This is a genomic window from Psychrobacter sp. LV10R520-6 (genome assembly GCF_900182925.1).
Taxonomy (GTDB): domain Bacteria; phylum Pseudomonadota; class Gammaproteobacteria; order Pseudomonadales; family Moraxellaceae; genus Psychrobacter.
Genome location: NZ_LT900024.1, coordinates 1329400 through 1350188 on the forward strand (window position 1 = coordinate 1329400; position 20789 = coordinate 1350188).

The following is a 20789-nucleotide window of genomic DNA, read 5'->3' on the forward strand; positions in this document are numbered from 1 at the left end:
AGCCTGTTAGGCCTTCTCAGTTTGCAAATTTCTTACTAATTTCTTGCCACACTTAATCAATAAACGCTGTACCACATGCAAGCGATATTCACGACTGGCTCTAACATCCGTTAATGGTGAAACGTCTAGAGGTAGCGCTTGTGCCGCCTTCTCAAAACTTGCAACTTCGATAGGTTGGTTGGTAATCACTTTCTGACAATGTGCCGCTAATAAGGGTATCGCTGCCATACCGCCTAGACCGAATCTTGCTTGATTAATGGTTGTACCATCCGCTGAGAGTTCTATTTTTGCCGCGACTAGACAGGCAGAAATATCATCTTCGTAACGCTTACTAATCTTGTGAATAAATAAATGCTGATTATCCTGCATAAGTGGAATATGAATAGCGACCACATAACTGCCGGCTCGCAGCTTAGTCTTTTTATAATCTAGGAAAAACTCTGATAAAGGTATTATTTCGTCAGTACAAGACTGTTCGTTACGGTCACTGTCACCGTTAGCCTTGCTATTAGTATCAGGGCCGCAATGACGCAAATGAATACGCGCTTCCAATGCCAGTAAAATCGGCGGTAAATCACCGATTGGAGAGGCATTGGCAACGTTGCCACCAATGGTACCCATGTTACGGATTTGCGGGGAGGCAATACGCTCGAACAGCTGAGCAAATTCAGGAAAATACTGTTCAAGTACCGGTAGCATTCCCTTATAGCTCATGCCAGCCCCAAACACCAAATCCTGCCCCACCGTTTGAACTGCTGCTTGCTTAGCATCACTGTCAGTGGACTCATCTACATCGGACAGCGACCAAGATTTCAGCTCCTCAATAGCCGACAGCTGAATAATCACTTCATGATCGACCAAGTGCTGAGTCACGCTCAATCCCAAGTCCGTGCCACCTGCCCAAATAGTCGCTTTTGGATTCGCAGCTAGAACCTGATTAAGTTCCTCAATAGATTGTGGAATAAATAGTTTCCGCGATCCTTCAGTAAGCGCAGGTTCTATAGATGCGGTTGATGACTCTTTCGTGCTTATCTTATTATTCGTGTCAGTACTTATACTTGTGTCAGCACTTATATTGGTACTTATATTGGTACTGCTATTGCTACTTGCCATCGCATCAGTAGCTAAGTTTATGGTTAGATCTTTCACTGCCGTCTGATTGGCTTCTCTTTGCTGACCAATTCCCTCCATCGCCAGACCTGCCTCAATGATAGGTCGATAACCAGTACATCGGCACAGATTGCCTGATATTGAGGCAACGATTTCATCATAACTTAGGTCGTCATAACTTAAATTATTCTCGCTTGGCTCATTCAGCCCTTTTTGTACACGATTATTTTCATAAACGCTTGCTAGCGACATGACAAACCCAGGCGTACAAAAGCCGCACTGCGAACCATGACACTCAACCATCGCTTGCTGTGCCGGATGCAATAGCGCACGCTCTGGGTGATTCTCAGGATTGTCTGCCAGATAAGAAGCCGTCATAAGATGATGACCATCCATCAACGACAATAGAGTAATACAAGAATTCAACGTATAGAAAGGTTCTATGCTATTGCTAGCGTTGCTACTAGAGCTATCAGTAGCGTTAACAGGTAAGCGTTGCGCCATAATAGTACAAGCACCGCAATCCCCACTGCCACAACCTTCTTTGGTATCCGTTTGACGCACGTGTAAGCGTAGGTACTCAAGCACCGTCGTATTAGGGTTGAGGTGGGTTAGCTCGTGGCGCTTTCCGTTCAGATAGAAATTTATCATAGCAAGACTCGGCTAAAGTAGAATAATAAGACGACACTTAACGACATCTGAAAACTCAAATGGTTTTTGAAAGCTCAAACGGTTAGCGCTGGCTCTTAATAAAAAGTAGGAGTAAAGTTAGCAATCATAGGGACAGAGGGTATTATAAAGCAGTAAAGCGAGTAGCCCAAAAGCTAGGCTTATCATTTAGCTGATACATACACTCGGAACTATATTGTGATACTAAAATTTGTGATAAGAAAAATTTAAATATGATTAATCATCCTTGATTAATATGGCCGTAAATTGATGCATAGGCCGTTTTTTATAATACACACTACATAAAAAAGCGGTTCTAACTGAGTTATATTATTTGTTATCAGCGTTTACACAGCTCTCAAATAGTGCTTGGACAGTGTTAAAAAACACTTAAGAGATTTTAAAAGTTGAAAGTTTCAAGTCAACTGACACTTGACTATATGGTCAGCTATTAACATATTATCACTACTTCTATTCACTTTACAACTTTTAAAAAAGAACAATAGCGATGATTAAACCAAATGAGTTTGATAAAAAAATAGATTTAACTTAGACGCTCATAGCTACATTTTTGATTTGCGGTATTGGTTAGCGTCCGTCCAAGATATTTACATCCACATCTTTATCTAACAACTGAAAACAGAACTGAATTACGGGAGCATCGACCATATTACCGTCGATTTTAAATACTGCCTGTCCACTGCTCTTGTATTCCTCTACTACACGTTTAGCAAATTCAATCTCGGCATCTGATGGTTGCAGAGCTTGCTGGACGATAGCCACTTGCTTAGGATGAATACAAAGCATGCCGGACATACCCATCTGTGACCACAACTGCACTCGCTGCCCAAGACCTTTGTCATCGTTAAAATCTGTATAGACGCTATCGATAGGCGCTAATAACTGATGAACCTTTGAGGTAAGCAGTAGCTGATAGCGAATTTGATTGGCAATAATATCGGCTGCAGCCGTACCTACCTGTACTTGTAGATCGTTGCATAAGTCTAGAAATCCATAGCTAAATGCGACCAGTCCTGATACTTTTGCCATGCTATCGATTTGATACAGGCCAACCGCACTCTCTACTAATGCAATTACCGACAGACCAGTAAATTCATGGACACGGTCAATGTTTGAAGCCCGCTCAGCTTTAGGTAATATGACTCCAGCAAGTTTAGGCATCTGCTGACAGATTTCTAAGTCTTCCTCGAAATCTACACTACCCGCCTGATTGATCCGAACCCAAATAGGGTGATAGTCCTGACTGTCATAATAGCTTCGTAATGCTTCGCGAGATTTTGCTTTGTCTTGCTGGGCAACCGCATCTTCTAGATCAACGATAACCGCATCTGCGCCACTGGCGAATGCTTTTGCAACCCGATCTATTCTAGTGGCAGGGACAAACAACCAGGTCTTGATGTTAGTAAAATCGTTTTTAGAAACGGCTGTATTATTAATATTGTTGTTACTGTTTCTGTTATTGTCGATAAGTGATTGCATGCTGGGCTCCGTCCTTGAGTGTTATGATCGATTCAAAACACAAGAGATACATTTGTAGCAACGTGCCACTATGCCATTTCTAAATTAGATTAACTATAGCCCTTACTATAACTAAATAAAAAACCGCATGCTATTTATATAAGCATACGGTTTTTAGTAATAAATCTAGTTCTGGGTGACGAGAGGTTAACTAAGCCAACATGCCGCCATCAACTATTATAGTTGCGCCGGTCGTATAACTGGATGCATCAGATACCAAATACAAAACCGTTCCCGCCATTTCGTCAGGGTCTGCAACGCGCCCTAGTGGGATTGCTTTAAGCGCCATATTTAATACTTTATCATTATTGGTTAAGGCAGAGGCAAACTTGGTATCCGTAAGGCCGGGTAACAACGCATTAACGCGAATATTTAATGGGCCACATTCTTTAGCAAAAGACTTAGTCATACTAATAACCGCAGCTTTGGTAATTGAATAGATACCTTGCTTATCGCCAGCCACCACGCCATTAACCGATGCGGTATTTAATATGACACCACCGCCCTGCTCTCGCATCATTTTGCCAGCAGCAGTCGACATAAAGAAATAACCGCGAATATTCACATCGACTGTCTTTTCAAAAGCTGCTAAGTCGGTATCTAAGATATGACCATAGTAAGGATTTGCCGCCGCATTATTCACTAAAATATCAATTTGACCAAACTCGCTTTTGATATGTTCAAAGATAGCGGCTATTTGCTCCATTTCTCCCACATGACAAGGGAACGCACTGGCCTTGCCGCCATCCACGACAATACTATCCGCAACCGCTTGGCAAGCATCTATTTTACGGCTAGAGACAATAACGTGGGCGCCTCTTGATGCAAGCAAGCGCGCAATAGACTCGCCAATACCGCGGCTTGCGCCGGTAACTAAAGCAATTTTTCCGGTTAAATCAAATAAATCTTTCATAATTATTCCTTATGTCTTTTTGAAAAAGCATCTCTATTAAAAAGCATGTCTATTAAAAGTATCTTTATTAAATAGCGTCTCTATTAACGTTGCTAATAACGTCTTTGATAAACAAACAGTTTCTTTGTAAAAAAAGCCCAATCAAGAATTAGGCTTCTAATCGTCTGTTTACGTCTATTTATAGGCCGTTACGCCAGCATGCCGCCATCAAGCGTAAAGGCATGACCATTCATGAAGCTGCTCTCGTCGCTCGCCAGCCATGCAATAGCCCCTGAAACCTCATCAACAGTCCCTAAACGGCGCAACGGACTCGCTTTTATGGTCGCTTGTTGAGCGCGCTCATCCATATTTGCCATGGTGTTACGTACCATCGGCGTATCGATAAAGCTTGGGCATACGGCATTAAAGCGAATATTTGCACGAGCGTATTCATGAGCAGCAGACTTGGTAAGTCCCATGACCCCATGCTTAGCGGCGCTATAGGCCGAAAGCAAAGGCGCAGAACGTAAACCCGCGATAGAGGCGACATTAATCACGTGCCCGCCGCCATTAGGTGCCATACAACCGACAGCGGCACGCATACAATGCCATACGCCTTTTAGATTGACAGCTATATTGCGGTCAAAATCCTCATCACTAAGCTCATGCATGGGCGCAGGTTTGTGATCAATACCCGCATTATTCACCACCACATCAAGGCCGCCCAGCTCCGTCATAGCAAAAGCAAACAGTGCTCGTACTTCATCGCCACTGGTGACATCTACCTTTTTGAATAATAGGGTATTGCCAGCATCTTGCCCTTGCTTGGCAACGGCATGCCCCAGCTCTTCCGCCAAGTCGCCAATCACTACTTTAGCACCGCGACTCGCCAGCAACAGCGCGCTTGCCGCGCCGATTCCAGAAGCACCACCGGTAATTAAAATCCGTTTACCTACTACATTACTAGCTACATCTGATGCAATTCCGTTTGTTGTCAGTGTCATGATTTATGCCTCTACCTTAAGTACCAGTTTGCCGAAATTTTTACCTTTAAAGAGCATCATTAATGTATCAGGGAACGTCTCTATCCCCTCTACGACATGATCTTTGACGGTCATTTCACCTGACTGTATCCAACCTGCAATCTCTTTCATCGCCACTGGATATTCTTTGATATTGTCAAATACCACAATACCTTCCATACGAGCACGATTGACAAGCAACGCCAAATAGTTTGATGGCCCTTTAACCGCTGTGGTGTTGTTATATTGACTGATAGCGCCGCAAATAACGATACGAGCGTGCAGATTAATTTGCGTGAGTACATCATCTAAAATATCACCGCCAACATTGTCAAAGTAGACATCGACCCCTTTGGGACAAGCTTCTTTTAGGGCTTTTTTCACATTCTCATTCTTATAATCTACAGCCGCATCAAAACCAAGCTCATCCACTAAGAACTTGCATTTTTCTGGGCCGCCTGCGATACCCACAACGCGGCACCCTTTGATTTTAGCAATTTGTCCTACCAAACCACCAACCGCGCCCGCAGCACCAGATACCACGACAGTCTCTCCAGCTTTTGGCTGTCCCGTTTTTAATAAACCAAAATAGCCAGTCATGCCAGGCATACCTAAAACGCCCAAGTAGTAAGGCAATGGCGCTAGATTGGGATCAACTTTGTACAAGCCATTACCATCACTAACCGCATAAGACTGTACGCCATTATGACCACAGACATAGTCACCCGCTACAAAACCATCAAGCTTACTCTCAACGACCTTGCCCACAGTACCGGCGCGCATGACATCACCAATTTGTACCGGCTCTATATAAGACTTTGCATCATTTAGCCAGCCACGCATCGCTGGATCCAATGAGATATACTCAATTTTAATGAGCAATTGGCCCTCTTTAATGGTCGGTATTTCAGACTCAGTATAATCCCAAGTATCAGCGCTAGGTTCGCCAACGGGTCTTGCTTTGAGTCGCCATTGTTTATTCATTGTTGTCATATGTCTCTCCTTAGAACCAGTCAGCTTGCATATCCGTGCAAACAGAATTGGTGTTGGTTAAAATTGCTATATCGCGTTTTATAGTGGGTAATTCCCAATCAATAAAGTATTTTGCCGCTTGTATCTTGCCTTTATAAAAGTTCTGTTTTTCATTGTCTTGCGTATCACTTAGCAACTGTTCGGCTTTGCTGGCTTGACGAATCCAAATCCAACTCACCACAATGGAGGCGAAAATATTCATCAGTGCTTGTGCATTACCGGTTAGCGTTACCGCCTTTTCAGTCGTTAGCACTTTACTAAGATGCACCAATACCTCATGCAAATGACCCATATAAGGGGTGAGTTTGGCCGCGAGTTGTGCGGATTCTGGCGTGCTGATATTTTCTAAATCGTGAGTGATTTCACGTTTTAATATTTGAATACCAAGGCCTTTGTTTTGCCACAATTTACGAAATGACAAATCTAAAGCTTGCACACCATTCGTGCCTTCGTGAATGGGATTAAGACGATTGTCACGCCAAAACTGCTCAGAATAATACTCACGTGTGTAGCCTGCGCCGCCCAATACTTGAATACCCAAGTCATTTGCTTTGGGCCCATACTCAGAAGGCCATGCTTTGATGACTGGCGTTAACAAATCGAGCAACTCTGATAGCTCGGCTTTAAGCGTCTCATCGTCACTGGTGTTGATACGGTCGATAAGGTTTGAGCCATATAAGCATAAAGACATACCGCCTTCGGTATAGGCTTTTTGTGCCAGCAGCATGCGCTTCACGTCACCATGATTGATGATAGCGGTGGCATCATGCTCAGGCTTGTTATTGGGTGCAATTCTGCCTTGCATTCTATCTTTGGCATACGCTAAAGAATATTGATAACCGCGATAGCCAATCATCGCCGCGCCAAAACCAACCCCTATTCGAGCTTCGTTCATCATTTTAAACATATAACGTAAACCAAAGTGTGGCTCACCAACCAAGTAGCCATAACATTCGTCTTTATCACCAAAACTTAATGCCGTAGACGTGGTGCCTCGATAACCAAGTTTGTGCAACAATCCGGTTAAATGCACATCATTGCGCGCGCCTATTGACCCCTCTCCTTCCAAGCGATATTTAGGTACCACAAAAAGTGAAATACCTTTTACACCGCCTGGCCCGCCCGGAATTTTGGCCAATACCAGATGGATAATATTGTCAGATAATTCATGATCCCCGCCTGAGATATAGATTTTGCTACCCTTTATGCGGTAAGAGCCGTCATCTTTTTCGATTGCTGTGGTTCTGATGTCTGATAGCGAAGAGCCAGCATGCGGCTCGGTCAGAGCCATCGTTCCGGTAAATTCGCCGGTCAACATACGCGGCATAAAAGCGTTTTTGATATCGTCACTAGCGAAATGTGAGATTACATTAATCGCTGCTGATGTCAAAAATGGATAAGCCGTGGTTGAGGGATTGGCCGCCATAAAATAACCAGCTACTGCCGTCATTACGGTTTCGGGTAATTGCATGCCGCCTTGTTCGAATGAATAACGACCAGCGATAAACCCCGACTCTCTAAACGCATCAAAAGCGACTTTAACATCGTCTATCATACTGACTTTTTTACCATCAAACTGTGGCTCATTCTGGTCTGCGACGTGGTTGTGCGGCAAAAAAAGATTGGTCGCCATCTTGTTTGCGGTGTCCAATACGGCATCGAAAGTAGCACGATTGTGTTCTTCAAACTTAGCACTATTGCAAAGACTTTCGGCATCCAATACATCATACAATTGAAAAGGAAGCTCAAATTTATTAATAAGCGTATCTGTTGCCATAGTATTTTCTCTTTAATGGGGCTAATAGGTTATGCTGATAGGGTCACATACTCATGGTTTATGGGTTGAGTCTGTTTGCCGACAAGAAACAGTAGAGACAACTCAAAACTAATAAATAAGTGGTGAATTAATACTAGTCTAGTTTTTACCTTTATCGTATTGTCATTTATGACATAATTATGGTGAAATAAGACATCGATAGCCAATAAGATGAAACTATATCTATATTGTCTCGTGTGGCTGGGAAGAATAGCTAAAGGAAGATAAAAAAACCTATGCCCTACTCTAATGCAAAGCCTTTTAAGGTCATTATTCTCGGGTTTGATGGCGTGCTTGGTAGCGTACTATCTGGCGCATTAGACTTATTTTCATTTACTGGTGTCAGTTGGCAACGATTCTTGGGTCAAGCGGTAGAACCAAGGTTCGATGTGCAAATTGCCAGTTTGCATGGCTTAGACATTAGGTGTAGCAACCGTTTGATCCTGCAAGCGCACTGCGCTATCGAGGATGTGACGCACTGTGATTTATTGCTAATACCCACTATTGGGGACTCAATCGATAAGGTACTGATGCAAAACCTGAGCTTACTGCCTCATTTAAAGCGTCTGGCTAACACACAGGCAGATATTGCCAGTAATTGTAGCGGGGCGTTTTTTTTGGCCAAAGCAGGTATTCTTGATGGCCTAACCGCCACCACACATTGGGGATATGCGAGTAAGTTTAAGACAGACTACCCGCTCGTTGATTTGCAGGAGAATCAGCTTGTAACGCAGGCAGGCAATATATTTTGCGCGGCGGGCGGCAGCGCCTTTTATGAATTGGCATTGCTGTTAATAGAGCGCTATTGCGGACGAGAAATCTCCACCCAAGTGGCAAAAACGCAAATCATTGACAGTAAAAGAGGCAGTCAGAACAGTTATACCAACGTGACCCTATATAAGCCTCATTCAGACCATCTAGTAAAACGCGTGCAAGCGTTCATCGAGGACAATTTTGACCAGCTGATACAAGTGAGGGATTTGGCGGCTATGGTTAATATCACGCCGCGGACGTTGAACAGACGGTTTCAATCCTGTATGGCCATGCGTCCTATTGAGTATATTCAAGCAGTAAGGATTGAGCAGGCCAAACGCTTACTAGAATCAGGGGATGTGACGATAAAATCCCTTGCTGATCAAGTCGGCTATAGCGACATATCATCATTTACGCGCTTGTTTAAACGCGCCACAGAGCTGACACCAAAGGAGTATCAAAACAAGTTTTCCCGTATGTCCATTTGATGGTACTTCCACCATATTTTTTACGACATTACTTGTTGCTCTGCGCGCAAATTTTTATTGGTAAAATAGTAACGCTGGGTCAGTAACGTACTATCTAGCTATATAAATAAAAACACCCATAAAATAAAACGCTACCCTAAAGATGGCATGAAAGCCTGCTTCAGGATAGCGTTGATTGACGACGGAGACTTACCAGTAGAACCTAGCAGCTGACTATCAACTCTATCTAATGCGATTAGTTGGGTAAGAGAATGTGCTTGCTCTTTTGATAAGCTGACAGACCATCAGGGCCCAGCTCGCGGCCAATGCCACTTTGCTTAAATCCACCCCAACCTGCTTCAGGAAGGACGATTTGTTGCTCATTAATCCAGAGATGACCTGCCTGAATTTGCAATGCCATTTCTATCGTTGCTTGTTCATCAGCGCTAACAATAGTCGCTGCTAACGCAAATTTGCTATCGTTCGCTAGGCGAATGGCTTCGGTATCATCTACAAAGGTTGTACTCACGAGTACTGGCCCAAACACTTCTTCTTGCCATAATCGGCTGTCCGTTGGTACCTCTATATAAATCGTTGGACTGGCAAAATAGCCTTGACTATCCAACACGTTATTACCGGTGAGGCAGTCAAGGTTTTCTTCAGCAGCAATATCGAGGTATTTTTGTACCTGCATTTGCTGTTGTTGACTGACTAGTGGCCCCATTTGGGTATCAGGATCAAAGCCGTCACCCACTTGCAGGCTGTTTGTTTTAATCTTTAGCTGTGTAAACAGGTTTTGTGCGATATCACTATGGAGTAATAATCGTGAGGTTGCAGAGCATATCTGACCGGCATTGGTAAATATACCACCAATAATTAAATCACAGGCATGGTCTATATCAGCATCAGCGCGAACGATAATGGCAGACTTGCCACCAAGCTCCAGACTGATATCTTTTATACCTTTGGCCGCTTGAATCATGACCTTCTCGCCAACCCCATTACTGCCCGTGAAAGAGATTTTATCAATCAGGGGGTGGCTGGTTATCGCTGCTCCTACTTCGGCGGCGCCTGGTAAGATATTGACCACTCCTTTTGGTAAGCCGATAGCAGACAATATATTACCCAGCATTAATTCCGGTAGCAAGGTCACCTCAGACGGCTTTAAAATTACCGTACATCCAGCGGCCAAAGCGGGTGCTAATTTCCAAGAGGTCGTCACCATAGGAAATTTCCAAGGTACGATGAGCGCACAGACCCCAATAGGCGCTAATGTCTTGAGTAACCGAATGCCTGCCTCATTGGTAGTAACCTCAGTCAAGGTTGATTGACTGACAATCAGATTGGCATAGTAACGATAGCAAGCGATGGCATCACCGACATCTATTTTTGCTTCTTCAATTGGTTTGCCGCTATTTAAAGCTGACAACCCGACCAACTTATTAAACTGTTGCTCCATAGCGTCCGCAATAGCGTTCAGATAGTCGGCACGCTCGCTTACTGTGGTTTGTGACCATGACAGTAAAGCATTAGAGGCGGCAGTAGCCGCAGCATTTACCTGCGCTTTGCTACACAATTGAGTAGTAGCAATGACTTCGCCTACGCTTGGGTCATACAAAGAATGGAGACTGGCCTCGTCACGATTGTATTAATAGTAGTGCACTAATAACTAATACAGCAAATGCGCAACTGAAGTGATGACCACTAAGCTAATGAGCGTACGGATAATAAAGATAATAAACAGCTCTAATACATTAAGCTTAATATTTGACTTTAAAATTAGCGCGCCCACTTCAGACATATAAATAATCTGGGTGATGGATGCCGCCCCGACGATAAATCGCGTCATCTCACTTTCAATACTTTTGCCAACCAATGCCGGTAAATACATATCAGCAAAGCCCATAATCATAGCAGGCGCCGCATCAGCAGCTTCTGGAATTCTTAATAACTCAAGCAGCGGTACTAAAGGTGTGGCCAACCAATCAAAGACAGGGGTGTATTCTGCCAACCCTAAACCAAGTACACCGATAGCAAAAACGACCGGTATAAGTCCAAAATAAATATCAAATAAATTCTTCAAGCTATTCTTGAACACGCTACCCAAACTCGGCATAGAATGTGCGCGCGTCACGGCGCGATTCAACGCCCATTGATAGGTACTGTACTGAGTAGGAATCCCTTCATCTAACAGACACTTACCAGAATGGTAAGTGTCTGGCTTCAATGACAGCGGTGGTATGCGGGGCATAATAATAGCTGCGATAAAACCAGTCAGAGCGATGGTTAAGTAGAAAAAGACAAAGTTATTATCCACACCGATTGTTTTGGCCACCACATAAGTAAAGGCTATCGAAGTCACTGAAAAGGTAGTGGCAATAATGGCCGCTTCACGTTGGCTATAGAAGCTTTTGTCATACTCTTGCATCGTGACCAGCAGACCAATAGAGGCCGACCCAAACCAAGAAGACATGGCATCAACCGCTGAACGTCCCGGTAGTTTGAATAATTTGACAAACATTTTACTAGCCAATGTTCCTAGAAATTCCATCAAACCAAAATCAGTTAAGAAAGGTAAAGACAAAATCGCAAAAAAGAACAACGGAATCAAAATGGGAACTAGATCTTCAAAGATGACCCCACCGGTATTACGATTAATAATAAATTCAGGACCTATTTGTAAAAAGATCATCCAAATAAATAGCGTCCCTAAAAAGCGCGCCGCTAGCCAGAACCAATCGACGTCGAACATGCTTTTTAATAGAGAATCTTCAGGCAAGTTAGGTCGCAATACTTTCATCGCTAGTGCCCCTACAAAGGAGGTCGTCACTATTCCCAGCACGACATAAGCGACATAACCGCCTATCAGTCCTTGTAAGGTATCCGTTAACACTCCGAGTAGGATTGTGACCTTGCCATCCCATTGAAATGGAATGATAAATAGCGCGATACCCAGTGCTGAAAACAGCATAAACTTCCACAACGACGCTCGCCATTTCTCTCCTTGTGGCGTTCTTGGGTCGACAGTATTGGTACCTAACACTGGCTGCTGCGATTTTGTGATATTAACCGTCATTTTATTCCTCCATGAAAGGCGTTGAGCGCCAATTCTTCCATTTAGCTGTCTGACCAATCCCTGGATTCAGCGAATTGGTCGGATCTAGTTTTTTATAAAACCTATTTAATGCAGACTTAGCACTATAAATATGACCCACATTGTGCTCAGCGGGATACTCGATTTGGCGCTGGTCATAAAAATTCAGTAGTTCTTCCTTGAACCTTTTTGCGTCGATATCAGGGTACAAGAGATAATCTTGGTGCATGACATGACAAAAAAAGTGTCCCAGATAGAACTGGCTTTTCACTTGTTGTCGTAAATCTGTTGGCAGGGTCTCGTCCCAATCTATGGCGTTTCTAGGCAAAGCGATATCTGTAGAGACCAGCTCGCCAAAATCTTTATGGTTTAGATTGTGATAGCGAAACATGGCAGCCGTTGCGGCACTGCGAAATACCAACAACGCTGCTCCCTCTTTCGGGGTACACGTGTGTAGTGCCCCGTCATAGTGCTGCATATGAGACTGCAAAAATGCTTGAGCGGCATCAATATTGTCATCAGCCACTTTGATAATTAGATGGTATTTATAAGCACGAGACTGATTGGCAAGCGGTTTAGGTAACGAGGCTGGCATAAAGGTAGACGCCAGCTGTAGCAGACGATCTGGCAAAGTCTGTGGCAGATGCCATTTCTCCAAATAATAGCCAATTTTAGCTTGCAGTCGATACAAGGCCCCTATTTTACTAGCCGGCAATTGACTCATACTGAGGCAAGTATCTCGCCCATAGCGCAAAGTGATGTCGTTATAATCTTTATGCATATACTCTGCCAAGACCGGCAAGTTCAATTCACTCTTAAGCCACTTTCGTCTTAGCGTGGTTAAAGCTTCGGCCTGGTCAGTAGAGATATAAAAAGTTTGCTCTTGAGTGGTTTTAGCAAATGTTGCCACTCTGACGGCAAATACAATCAACTTCCCTGCTGAGCCGGATGCTTCAAACAGACCGCTAGGATCATTGTTATATCTTGCTGGTGTAGAGGACTCGCAATCGCGGACCTTATTCTGATAGTGATGGTTTGCGCAAGCTCTATCAGCTGTAGCGCTGTCTAGGATTTTGTCAATCTGGCTATCATTCTGATCACCAATTTGACTGTCAACCTGATCGAGCTCACCAAATTGACCTGACTGTAAATTATTTAAAATATCTTCTGACGTATCACCGAGCGCTAGCCCTAAATGATTGATAAGCTCAAATGGCCCTGAGGCGCTGCGTCTTGCGTACAAGGCCATTTCGGTATAAGCAGGACCGCGCTGAACCAACATACCGCCTGAGCTATTGCAAATGCCACCAATCACTGATGCACCGACACAGCTAGAGCCCAATACTGAATGCGGCTCACGGCCCATAGGGGCTAGGATAGAATCTAATTGTTGTAGGGTGGTGGTAGGTAAGGCAATCGCCTCTGTAGCGTCGTTAAGGAGATGAACACCCCCTAATAACTGCATAGATATCACTACCACTGGCCGATCATAGTCGCCAAAAGGTGTTGATCCTCCGGTAAGCCCAGTATTGGCGGCTTGAGCAACAATAATGGATCTGCCTCTGCACAGATATTAATAACTCGCCAAAGCGCTACTAACGAATGCGGAACGATCACTGCCAGCACTTTAGGCACGGCGTCATCATTAATTATTCCGTGAACGTAAGCTTGTTGTTGGCTCAGTTTTGTCAGCACGTTTTTGCGCCCAATCGCTTCTATAAAATCAGCTATAAGGTCAGCTAATAAGTGAGACGAGTTTTTATAATGTGACACTATAGACGCTCTTCCTTGATCGACTAAATCTCAGCGCATTTAGCTAAAATAAGTAAAGGTCTTGCCCATCTCGGCAATGAAATCATCGGCTTCATCGACTTCATAAATAATCGGTTGCTGGCCTTTAATATCCTGTTGCAGAGCTTCTATTAACTGCTGTTTCCCAGTGATTCTGCGATAGCCGGCTCCAAAGCCTGCTGCCAGTGGCTCAAAGTTAGGGGTTTTAATATTGACTCCAATTAACGGCAGCCCCCGCTCTTCCATATAGCGACGAATCTCTCCATAGCCTTGGTTATTCCACACTAATACAATAAGCGGCAGTTCAAGCTCTGCGGCACAGATGAGCTCAGCTATCGTAAACTGAATACCACCGTCGCCGATTAGACTAATCACCGGATCATTTGTCGCTAGCATGGCACCGATAGCAGCGGGCAGCCCATAACCTAAGGTGCCAAACCCGGTCGATGAATTAAACCACTTGCGGGTACTTAAAGCCTCAAATCCATGATTGCCGCTATAGACAGGCTGTGTTGAATCACCAACGATAATGACGTCTTTTACTTCATCTCGAATCAGCTTAAGTAGGGCATTTTGACCGGCAAAGCTTGCCGGCATAGACTCTATCAGTGCCTGCTTTACCTGAGCTACTTGCTCTTTGGCCTTATGATCTAAACCTTTATTTTCTAAGCGCTCGCACAATCCAGTAATGGCCATTTGGGCATCGGATAATACAGCAATATCAGCTCTAAACGGACGTTGTAGCTGCTGGGCATCGCAGTCAATCCGAATGAGTGTGCCATTAATACGAAAGCCACCATCAAACACCACATCGTAATCGGTTTCGCCAAGTTCGGTACCGATTGCTAGCACCGCATCTGCCTCAGCAATAAGCGCTCTGCCTGCTTCCAACGACTGATTGCTGCCCAAACTTAATGGGTGAGCAGGCGGCAACAGACCTTTGCCATTAATGGTCAAAAATGTTGGCACATCTATGAGTTCTGCGAGTTTCTGCGCATCACTATCGACAGCAACACAGCCGCCACCGTAGAGTAAGACTGGTTTTTTTGCGGTCTTTAGACACTCAATAATTAAATCCATTTGCGCTGGATTGGGCAGTGGTCTCATTACCTGAGGCAGCATTAAACTATTTGAATCGGTGTCATTTTTTGCAGGTGGCTTGGCCACATGACTGGCATCTGCTGTGATTACATCAATAGGCAACTGAATATGGACCGGGCCTGGACGGGCACCATTAAATAAAGCAAAGGCTTCAGCGATGACTTTAGGCAAAGCTTCAGGTTGCCAGATGGTTTTGCTAAACAGTGCAACTTTACTTACCATGCCTTGCTGATCATGCAGTTCATGCAAGTGCCCTTCACCACTGCCTGTATTATCAATTTTATTGACACTAGAAATTACTAGCATCGGTATAGAGTCAGCCGCTGCTTGCGCCATGGCGGTCATGATATTAGTCATTCCAGGGCCAGTAATAATAAAGCAAACCCCAATTTTGCCAGAAGCGCGATAATAGCCATCGGCCATGAATCCAGCACCTTGCTCATGACGCGGCGTAACGTGACGAATATTGGTATTCGGTAAGCCACGATACAGCTCTACGGTATGCACGCCAGGAATACCAAATACGGTCTCTACCCCGTAATACTCCAGCCACTCTACTAATAGCTCTCCACAGGTCAACGATGGAATAGTTGGCGGCGCAGCCGCTGTTGGCGTCTGTATCGATTGCGTCATGAGTAAGTCATCCTAAAAAATTCACTGAATGTTTAATTAATTATTAGTTTTTAATAGTTATCAAATACTAAGCCTAAATGAACCTTTAAGAGGGTTTTAAAAGTTCGTTGTGTTTTATCCTCGCCATTGTAATGGTGAACGGCTACCAGCTAAACAATCGTTAATAGATGGCTTTGACTTTTTCGTCGTAGCGCACACCCGGTAAAATACACAGCATCTCGAACAGTAAGTTTGCCGCTAGCACAGAGGTGTTACCAAATGGATCATAAGGTGGTGACACTTCTACCAAGTCGCAGCCAACCACCTCTAATCCACGCATACCGCGAATAATTTCTATCGCTTGGGTTGACGTCAGGCCACCAATTTCAGCCGTTCCGGTGCCAGGAGCAAATGCCGGATCAATACCATCAATATCGAAACTTAAGTAGACCGGACCATCCCCTAATTTTTCTCTCACTTCTGCCATCAAGGGTGCCAGTGACTTGTACCAGCATTCCTCAGCAGGTACGACGCGAAAGCCTTGCTGAGTTGACCAATCAAACTCTTCAGCACTATAACCGGTACCGCGCAAACCAATCTGTACTACCCGATTGCCATCAAGCAAATTTTCTTCAACAGCACGTCGAAATGGTGTGCCATGAGCAATTTTTTCACCGAACATATCATCGTTAATATCAGCGTGGGCATCTATGTGCACCATGCCTACAGGGCCGTGTTTTTTGGCCAGTGCCCGTAAAATCGGTAACGCAATGGTATGATCGCCGCCCAAGGTCATCGGGATGGCATCATGACTGACAATTTTATCGGTATAAAATTTCTCGATAATATCGATGCTTTTCAACAAGTTAAACGTATTGATAGGCACATCACCAATATCGGCGACTTGTAACGATTCAAATGGGGCTGCGCGAGTAGCGACGTTGTAAGGGCGTATCATTCTAGATTCATCACGAATTTGTCTAGGGCCCAATCTTGCCCCGCTACGGTTTGAGGCACCAATATCCATAGGCACACCTACAAAAGCGGCATCTAATCCTTGGGCATCAGTCTGAGTTGGCAGGCGCATCATAGTAGCAAAACCGCCAAATCTTGGCATCTCGTTACCGCTTAGCGGTTGATTAAATTTCATAGATCACATCCTTGATTATATTTATCGTACCGTTTATTGGAATAAACAATCCTTTTACATACCTTCACAATACCTAAATATAAGCACTCAAACCATGTTAAAATTCAGAAGTAAACTTCTAATATTTCGTAGTAAGTGATAGTTATTACTTATATTCAGAAGTATATTAACGGTCAAATAACTAGAACACCTCTAGATAAAGGTATTGATAGTTTAAAGAATAGTGTAACTACTTGATTTAAAGATTATACATTTTTTATTAAGTGACTCTTTAATTGGCTCTTCATTAGCATATACAGCATAAGAGTCTTAGAGACATTTAGAGTACGGATAAAAAGTACGGATAAAAAGTACGGATTAAACCTAATAGTTTCTCTTTTTTAATAAATTTATTCTTTTATATAGCGTGAATAGTTATGTTCGATGAATTAATAAAAATAGACGTTAAAACCCTACGTAGCTTTATGGCTATCGTGGAATGTCAGGGCGTGACTGCTGCCCAATCTCGATTAAATATCACGCTCTCCGTTATCAGTGGCCATCTCTCGCATTTAGAGGATCGACTAGGAATGACGTTATGCCATCGTGGCCGTGGCGGTTTTAAACTGACAGAAGATGGCATTGCCGTTTATGAGGCCTGCTTAAGCTTTCAAGAAGCGGTCGCGAATTTCGAGCATCAGCTGCATTATATTCGTCAATTGGATTCAGTGCGTGGTGGTCATATTCGATTGTGTTTGGCAGACCAGCTGCCAACATCTTTTTATGAAGCTTTACGTCAATGTCTGTCAACAAGTTACCGTAAAAATCCTCTCATACACTTTTCTATTGACGTGCAGAGTCCAGAAAGCATGTTAGAGAACCTAATTGGCAATGAAAGTGACATTGGGGTTGGTTATTTTGGTAGCTTTCCGCCTTTGCTGACTTTTAAACCGGCGTTTATTGAAAAGCAGGTGGTGTGCTGTGGACGGGAACATGAGCTATTCCATCAAACGGATATACTAACTTTTGAGGCATTAGAGCAACAATACTCTTGGGTCAAAAGAGGCTATATCGTAGATCATAAGATTAATCATATTCGTCCTAGGAAGTTAACTGCTACCACTTACCATATGGAGGCCACCGCACAGCTCATTCTTGCCGGCCATCACGTCGGCTATCTGCCCAACGACTTGGCAAAGCATTATGAAGGAATGGGACTCATTAAAATTTTATTGCCTGAAGAAGCAAGTTACGATGTGAAGCACCATTGGGCATATCGAGAAAACTTGCATAAACACGTGGGAGATTTTTTAGCTCAGATGACTGATTTATTATTTGAACAGACGCAAAATTATTAATGGGTATCAATTATAGAGACCACACTAAGAGCTGTTAAACATTGAGATATTATTGTAGATAAATAGTGGCAAAAAAATAGCGTTTGCTATGCCTTGTATCCTGCTCAAAGAAAAAGGTTGGTGCAGACTAAGACCTATACTGTTATAGCTTACTATCTATGGCGATGGCAATCTTATGCGTACGATAAAAGACTCATTATGTCGTATACTTATTAGTTATATATCAAACATATCGGTTGTTCTTGGCGTAAGTTATACGTCTGCTGCGGTAAGCGTAATACTGTTTGTAAAGCTCGTCAGCAACAGTTTGGCATTAGTAATACAGTATCTAAGTACTTCTTACATAATGATAATAGTTTGCATCTAAAATCATCTTTATTCTAACACTCTGAATTGATAGCCTATGCGTCACAAACAGTCCCGAACAGAGGAAGAAAGAAGAAATACTGGCGAAAAATTAGTATGTACTCAAGGCAATGACTTTTACTCGGAAGGTAAAACCTACACCGTAGGCAAGATCGTTAATGACAAGTATTTTCAGGTATTAACGGCCAGTAATGATGACCACTGGTATGCAACCTTAGATGATAATGGTATATATGTGAGTTTTGACTCTGTGACAGCCAAAAGCAGTAAAGCTCGGTTTGATGAAATATCTGATAAGAGTATCGTGTGAAGTACGTTTTTTAATTAAGATACAACAATTGAGTCATTATAAAACATGACTTCTTAGTTACTTGTTAGCCCCTATCAAGTGATGTTCTATAGCCATTTTTATGGTTAAAAACTGCTATTTATATCTACGACTCAACTGTCATTATTTAAACAAAAACGCTAGACAAAAAATTAGCAGACTTAAGTTATTTCTTAAGCTGCTAATTTTTTATAGCTGATCTATATATTAACTCAATACCGCTTTGATATGATCTGCCAAATCATTGGCCATCACATCGCATTCTATTTCATCATCTGACTCGACCATCACTCGAATCATGGGCTCAGTACCTGACTGGCGAATAAGCAGACGTCCACGTCCCTCTAAGAGGGCCTGCGCTTTATCAAAAGCTAAAACTAACTCTTCATGCGCATAAGGATCTTGCATCTGAGCTAGGCGTATATTAACCAGCTTTTGCGGCAATACTTCAAAGCCTTCGGTCAGGTCGCTGAGTGCTTTCTTTCTTTCTTGCATTACTGCCAGTACCTGCAAGCCTGCAATGATAGCGTCACCGGTGCGGCTCTTATCTAAACAGAGAATATGTCCTGACGGTTCACCGCCTAAGATCCAATCCTTGGCTTCAAGCTCTTGCATCACATAGCGATCCCCTACTTTTGCACGAACAAAATCAATATCTTTTGCTTTTAATGCCAACTCTAAGCCCATATTGCTCATTAGCGTGCCCGCTACTCCAGTTGCAGGCATTTGACCTTGAGTGGCGAGCACATATAGAATACCATCGCCATCGATTAGCTTGCCATTCTCATCTACTAAAACAATACGGTCACCATCTCCATCAAGAGCAATGCCAACATCAGCGTCATGATCTAAGACTGCCTGTTGTAGCCCTTCGGGATGAGTGGAGCCACAGTCGGCATTGATATTGAGACCATCAGGTGTATTATTAATAGCAATCACCGTAGCGCCCAGCTCACGCATGACCCTTGGGGCCACACTGTAGCCTGCTCCGTTGGCACAATCTACTACTATCTTTAGCTGACTCAAGTCATATTGATAAGGAAAACTGCCTTTACAGAACTCGATGTAGCGGCCTTTGGCATCTCCGATTCGATAATTTTTACCCAACTGTGCCGGATCAAGTATAGGCATTAATAAACTATCACCTTCATCGTCCGCCGCACTCATGATAATTTGTAGCTTATCGTTGATTGCGTTTTGCATCTGATCAGTCAGCTTTTTACCGTCCGCTGAAAAGAACTTGATACCATTATCATAATACGGATTATGCGACGCTGAAATGACAACGCCAGCATCCGCATGAAAGCTACGGGTCAAATGAGCAATAGCAGGTGTCGGCAAAGGTCCTAGCAAATGTACATCTACGCCTGCCGCATTAAAGCCGGCTTGTAGTGCCCCTTCAATCACATAGCCTGAAAGCCGAGTATCTTTACCGATGACTACACTGGGTTTGCGCTCAGGATTATCGTTATTTGCTATTAGCACCTGTCCCGTCGCATAACCTAACTTTAAAATAAAATCGGGCGTAATAGGCATTTTGCCAAACTTGCCGCGAATACCATCGGTGCCAAAGTAGCTCATTATTAATAATCCTTATGTTAAAAGTGAAAGGCCAGACGTGCTCGCAGGCTAGAGTATCTACTGCTGTCTTATTTTACAAAAAAAACAGCCAACAATGAACGAGCATTGTGGGCTGTTTGTATCTTAAAA

The 20789-nt window shown here is 43.4% G+C and carries 16 protein-coding genes; 3 read left to right on the forward strand and 13 right to left on the reverse strand.

Annotated features, from left to right (window positions below; genetic code table 11):
- Positions 1-6 precede the first annotated feature (6 nt).
- The 6 genes from U1P77_RS05560 to U1P77_RS05585 form a co-directional block, all read right to left on the reverse strand.
- Positions 7-1761: a xanthine dehydrogenase small subunit gene (locus U1P77_RS05560; RefSeq protein ID WP_321156375.1), complete on the reverse strand. Its 1755-nt coding sequence runs from the start codon at positions 1759-1761 to the stop codon at positions 7-9.
- Positions 1762-2367: 606 nt separating this feature from the next.
- Complete coding sequence (locus tag U1P77_RS05565) at positions 2368-3279, reverse strand: HpcH/HpaI aldolase/citrate lyase family protein (RefSeq protein WP_321156376.1); 912 nt, start codon at positions 3277-3279, stop codon at positions 2368-2370.
- Between the two features lie 190 nt (positions 3280-3469).
- On the reverse strand, positions 3470-4231 hold the full coding sequence (locus U1P77_RS05570; RefSeq protein WP_414479044.1) for an SDR family oxidoreductase: 762 nt from the start codon (positions 4229-4231) through the stop codon (positions 3470-3472).
- 188 nt (positions 4232-4419) lie between these two features.
- Positions 4420-5214 (reverse strand): SDR family NAD(P)-dependent oxidoreductase, encoded by a 795-nt coding sequence (locus tag U1P77_RS05575; protein WP_321156377.1) that lies wholly within the window; start codon positions 5212-5214, stop codon positions 4420-4422.
- 3 nt (positions 5215-5217) lie between these two features.
- On the reverse strand, positions 5218-6225 hold the full coding sequence (locus U1P77_RS05580) for an NADP-dependent oxidoreductase (RefSeq protein WP_321156378.1): 1008 nt from the start codon (positions 6223-6225) through the stop codon (positions 5218-5220).
- Positions 6226-6235: 10 nt separating this feature from the next.
- Positions 6236-8041 (reverse strand): acyl-CoA dehydrogenase family protein, encoded by a 1806-nt coding sequence (locus U1P77_RS05585; RefSeq protein ID WP_321156379.1) that lies wholly within the window; start codon positions 8039-8041, stop codon positions 6236-6238.
- Between the two features lie 275 nt (positions 8042-8316).
- On the opposite strand from U1P77_RS05585, the gene U1P77_RS05590 reads away from it, so the two are divergent.
- Positions 8317-9321, forward strand: coding sequence for a GlxA family transcriptional regulator (locus tag U1P77_RS05590; RefSeq protein ID WP_321156380.1), 1005 nt, complete (start codon positions 8317-8319; stop codon positions 9319-9321).
- A gap of 235 nt (positions 9322-9556) precedes the next feature.
- On the opposite strand, the gene U1P77_RS05595 is transcribed toward U1P77_RS05590, so the two are convergent.
- The 6 genes from U1P77_RS05595 to speB all read right to left on the reverse strand — a co-directional run bounded on the left by U1P77_RS05595 (position 9557) and on the right by speB (position 17048).
- A complete protein-coding gene (locus U1P77_RS05595; RefSeq protein WP_321156381.1) occupies positions 9557-10918 on the reverse strand; it encodes an aldehyde dehydrogenase family protein in 1362 nt (453 codons plus the stop codon).
- Positions 10919-10969: 51 nt separating this feature from the next.
- Complete coding sequence (locus tag U1P77_RS05600; protein ID WP_321156382.1) at positions 10970-12376, reverse strand: YjiH family protein; 1407 nt, start codon at positions 12374-12376, stop codon at positions 10970-10972.
- A 1-nt stretch (position 12377) separates the two neighbouring features.
- A complete protein-coding gene (gene dld / locus U1P77_RS05605) occupies positions 12378-13964 on the reverse strand; it encodes a D-lactate dehydrogenase (protein WP_321156628.1) in 1587 nt (528 codons plus the stop codon).
- On the reverse strand, positions 13868-14167 hold the full coding sequence (locus tag U1P77_RS05610) for a hypothetical protein (RefSeq protein WP_321156383.1): 300 nt from the start codon (positions 14165-14167) through the stop codon (positions 13868-13870). Before U1P77_RS05610 ends, dld begins: the two co-directional genes overlap by 97 nt.
- Positions 14168-14206: 39 nt before the next feature.
- On the reverse strand, positions 14207-15919 hold the full coding sequence (locus U1P77_RS05615; protein ID WP_321156384.1) for a 5-guanidino-2-oxopentanoate decarboxylase: 1713 nt from the start codon (positions 15917-15919) through the stop codon (positions 14207-14209).
- 160 nt (positions 15920-16079) lie between these two features.
- Positions 16080-17048, reverse strand: coding sequence for an agmatinase (gene speB, locus U1P77_RS05620; RefSeq protein WP_321156385.1), 969 nt, complete (start codon positions 17046-17048; stop codon positions 16080-16082).
- Positions 17049-17464: 416 nt separating this feature from the next.
- Here speB and U1P77_RS05625 point away from each other — a divergent pair, with 416 nt between their 5' ends.
- Both U1P77_RS05625 and U1P77_RS05630 read left to right on the forward strand, forming a co-directional pair.
- A complete protein-coding gene (locus U1P77_RS05625; protein WP_321156386.1) occupies positions 17465-18385 on the forward strand; it encodes a LysR family transcriptional regulator in 921 nt (306 codons plus the stop codon).
- Positions 18386-18788: 403 nt separating this feature from the next.
- Complete coding sequence (locus U1P77_RS05630) at positions 18789-19061, forward strand: hypothetical protein (protein ID WP_321156387.1); 273 nt, start codon at positions 18789-18791, stop codon at positions 19059-19061.
- Between the two features lie 225 nt (positions 19062-19286).
- Here U1P77_RS05630 and glmM read toward each other — a convergent pair whose 3' ends face one another.
- A complete protein-coding gene (gene glmM, locus U1P77_RS05635; RefSeq protein ID WP_321156388.1) occupies positions 19287-20660 on the reverse strand; it encodes a phosphoglucosamine mutase in 1374 nt (457 codons plus the stop codon).
- Between the last annotated feature and the right edge of the window lie 129 nt (positions 20661-20789).

Bases quoted from the DNA above. Each gene is read 5' to 3' on its own strand.
- U1P77_RS05630 (WP_321156387.1), top strand. From the start codon at position 18,789: ATGCGTCACAAACAGTCCCGAACAGAGGAAGAAAGAAGAAATACTGGC.
- U1P77_RS05590 (WP_321156380.1), top strand. From the start codon at position 8,317: ATGCCCTACTCTAATGCAAAGCCTTTTAAGGTCATTATTCTCGGGTTT.
- U1P77_RS05585 (WP_321156379.1), bottom strand. From the start codon at position 8,041: ATGGCAACAGATACGCTTATTAATAAATTTGAGCTTCCTTTTCAATTG.
- speB (WP_321156385.1), bottom strand. From the start codon at position 17,048: ATGAAATTTAATCAACCGCTAAGCGGTAACGAGATGCCAAGATTTGGC.
- U1P77_RS05570 (WP_414479044.1), bottom strand. From the start codon at position 4,231: ATGAAAGATTTATTTGATTTAACCGGAAAAATTGCTTTAGTTACCGGC.
- U1P77_RS05600 (WP_321156382.1), bottom strand. From the start codon at position 12,376: ATGACGGTTAATATCACAAAATCGCAGCAGCCAGTGTTAGGTACCAAT.
- U1P77_RS05580 (WP_321156378.1), bottom strand. From the start codon at position 6,225: ATGACAACAATGAATAAACAATGGCGACTCAAAGCAAGACCCGTTGGC.
- glmM (WP_321156388.1), bottom strand. From the start codon at position 20,660: ATGAGCTACTTTGGCACCGATGGTATTCGCGGCAAGTTTGGCAAAATG.
- U1P77_RS05560 (WP_321156375.1), bottom strand. From the start codon at position 1,761: ATGATAAATTTCTATCTGAACGGAAAGCGCCACGAGCTAACCCACCTC.
- U1P77_RS05615 (WP_321156384.1), bottom strand. From the start codon at position 15,919: ATGACGCAATCGATACAGACGCCAACAGCGGCTGCGCCGCCAACTATT.
- U1P77_RS05565 (WP_321156376.1), bottom strand. From the start codon at position 3,279: ATGCAATCACTTATCGACAATAACAGAAACAGTAACAACAATATTAAT.
- U1P77_RS05575 (WP_321156377.1), bottom strand. From the start codon at position 5,214: ATGACACTGACAACAAACGGAATTGCATCAGATGTAGCTAGTAATGTA.
- U1P77_RS05625 (WP_321156386.1), top strand. From the start codon at position 17,465: ATGTTCGATGAATTAATAAAAATAGACGTTAAAACCCTACGTAGCTTT.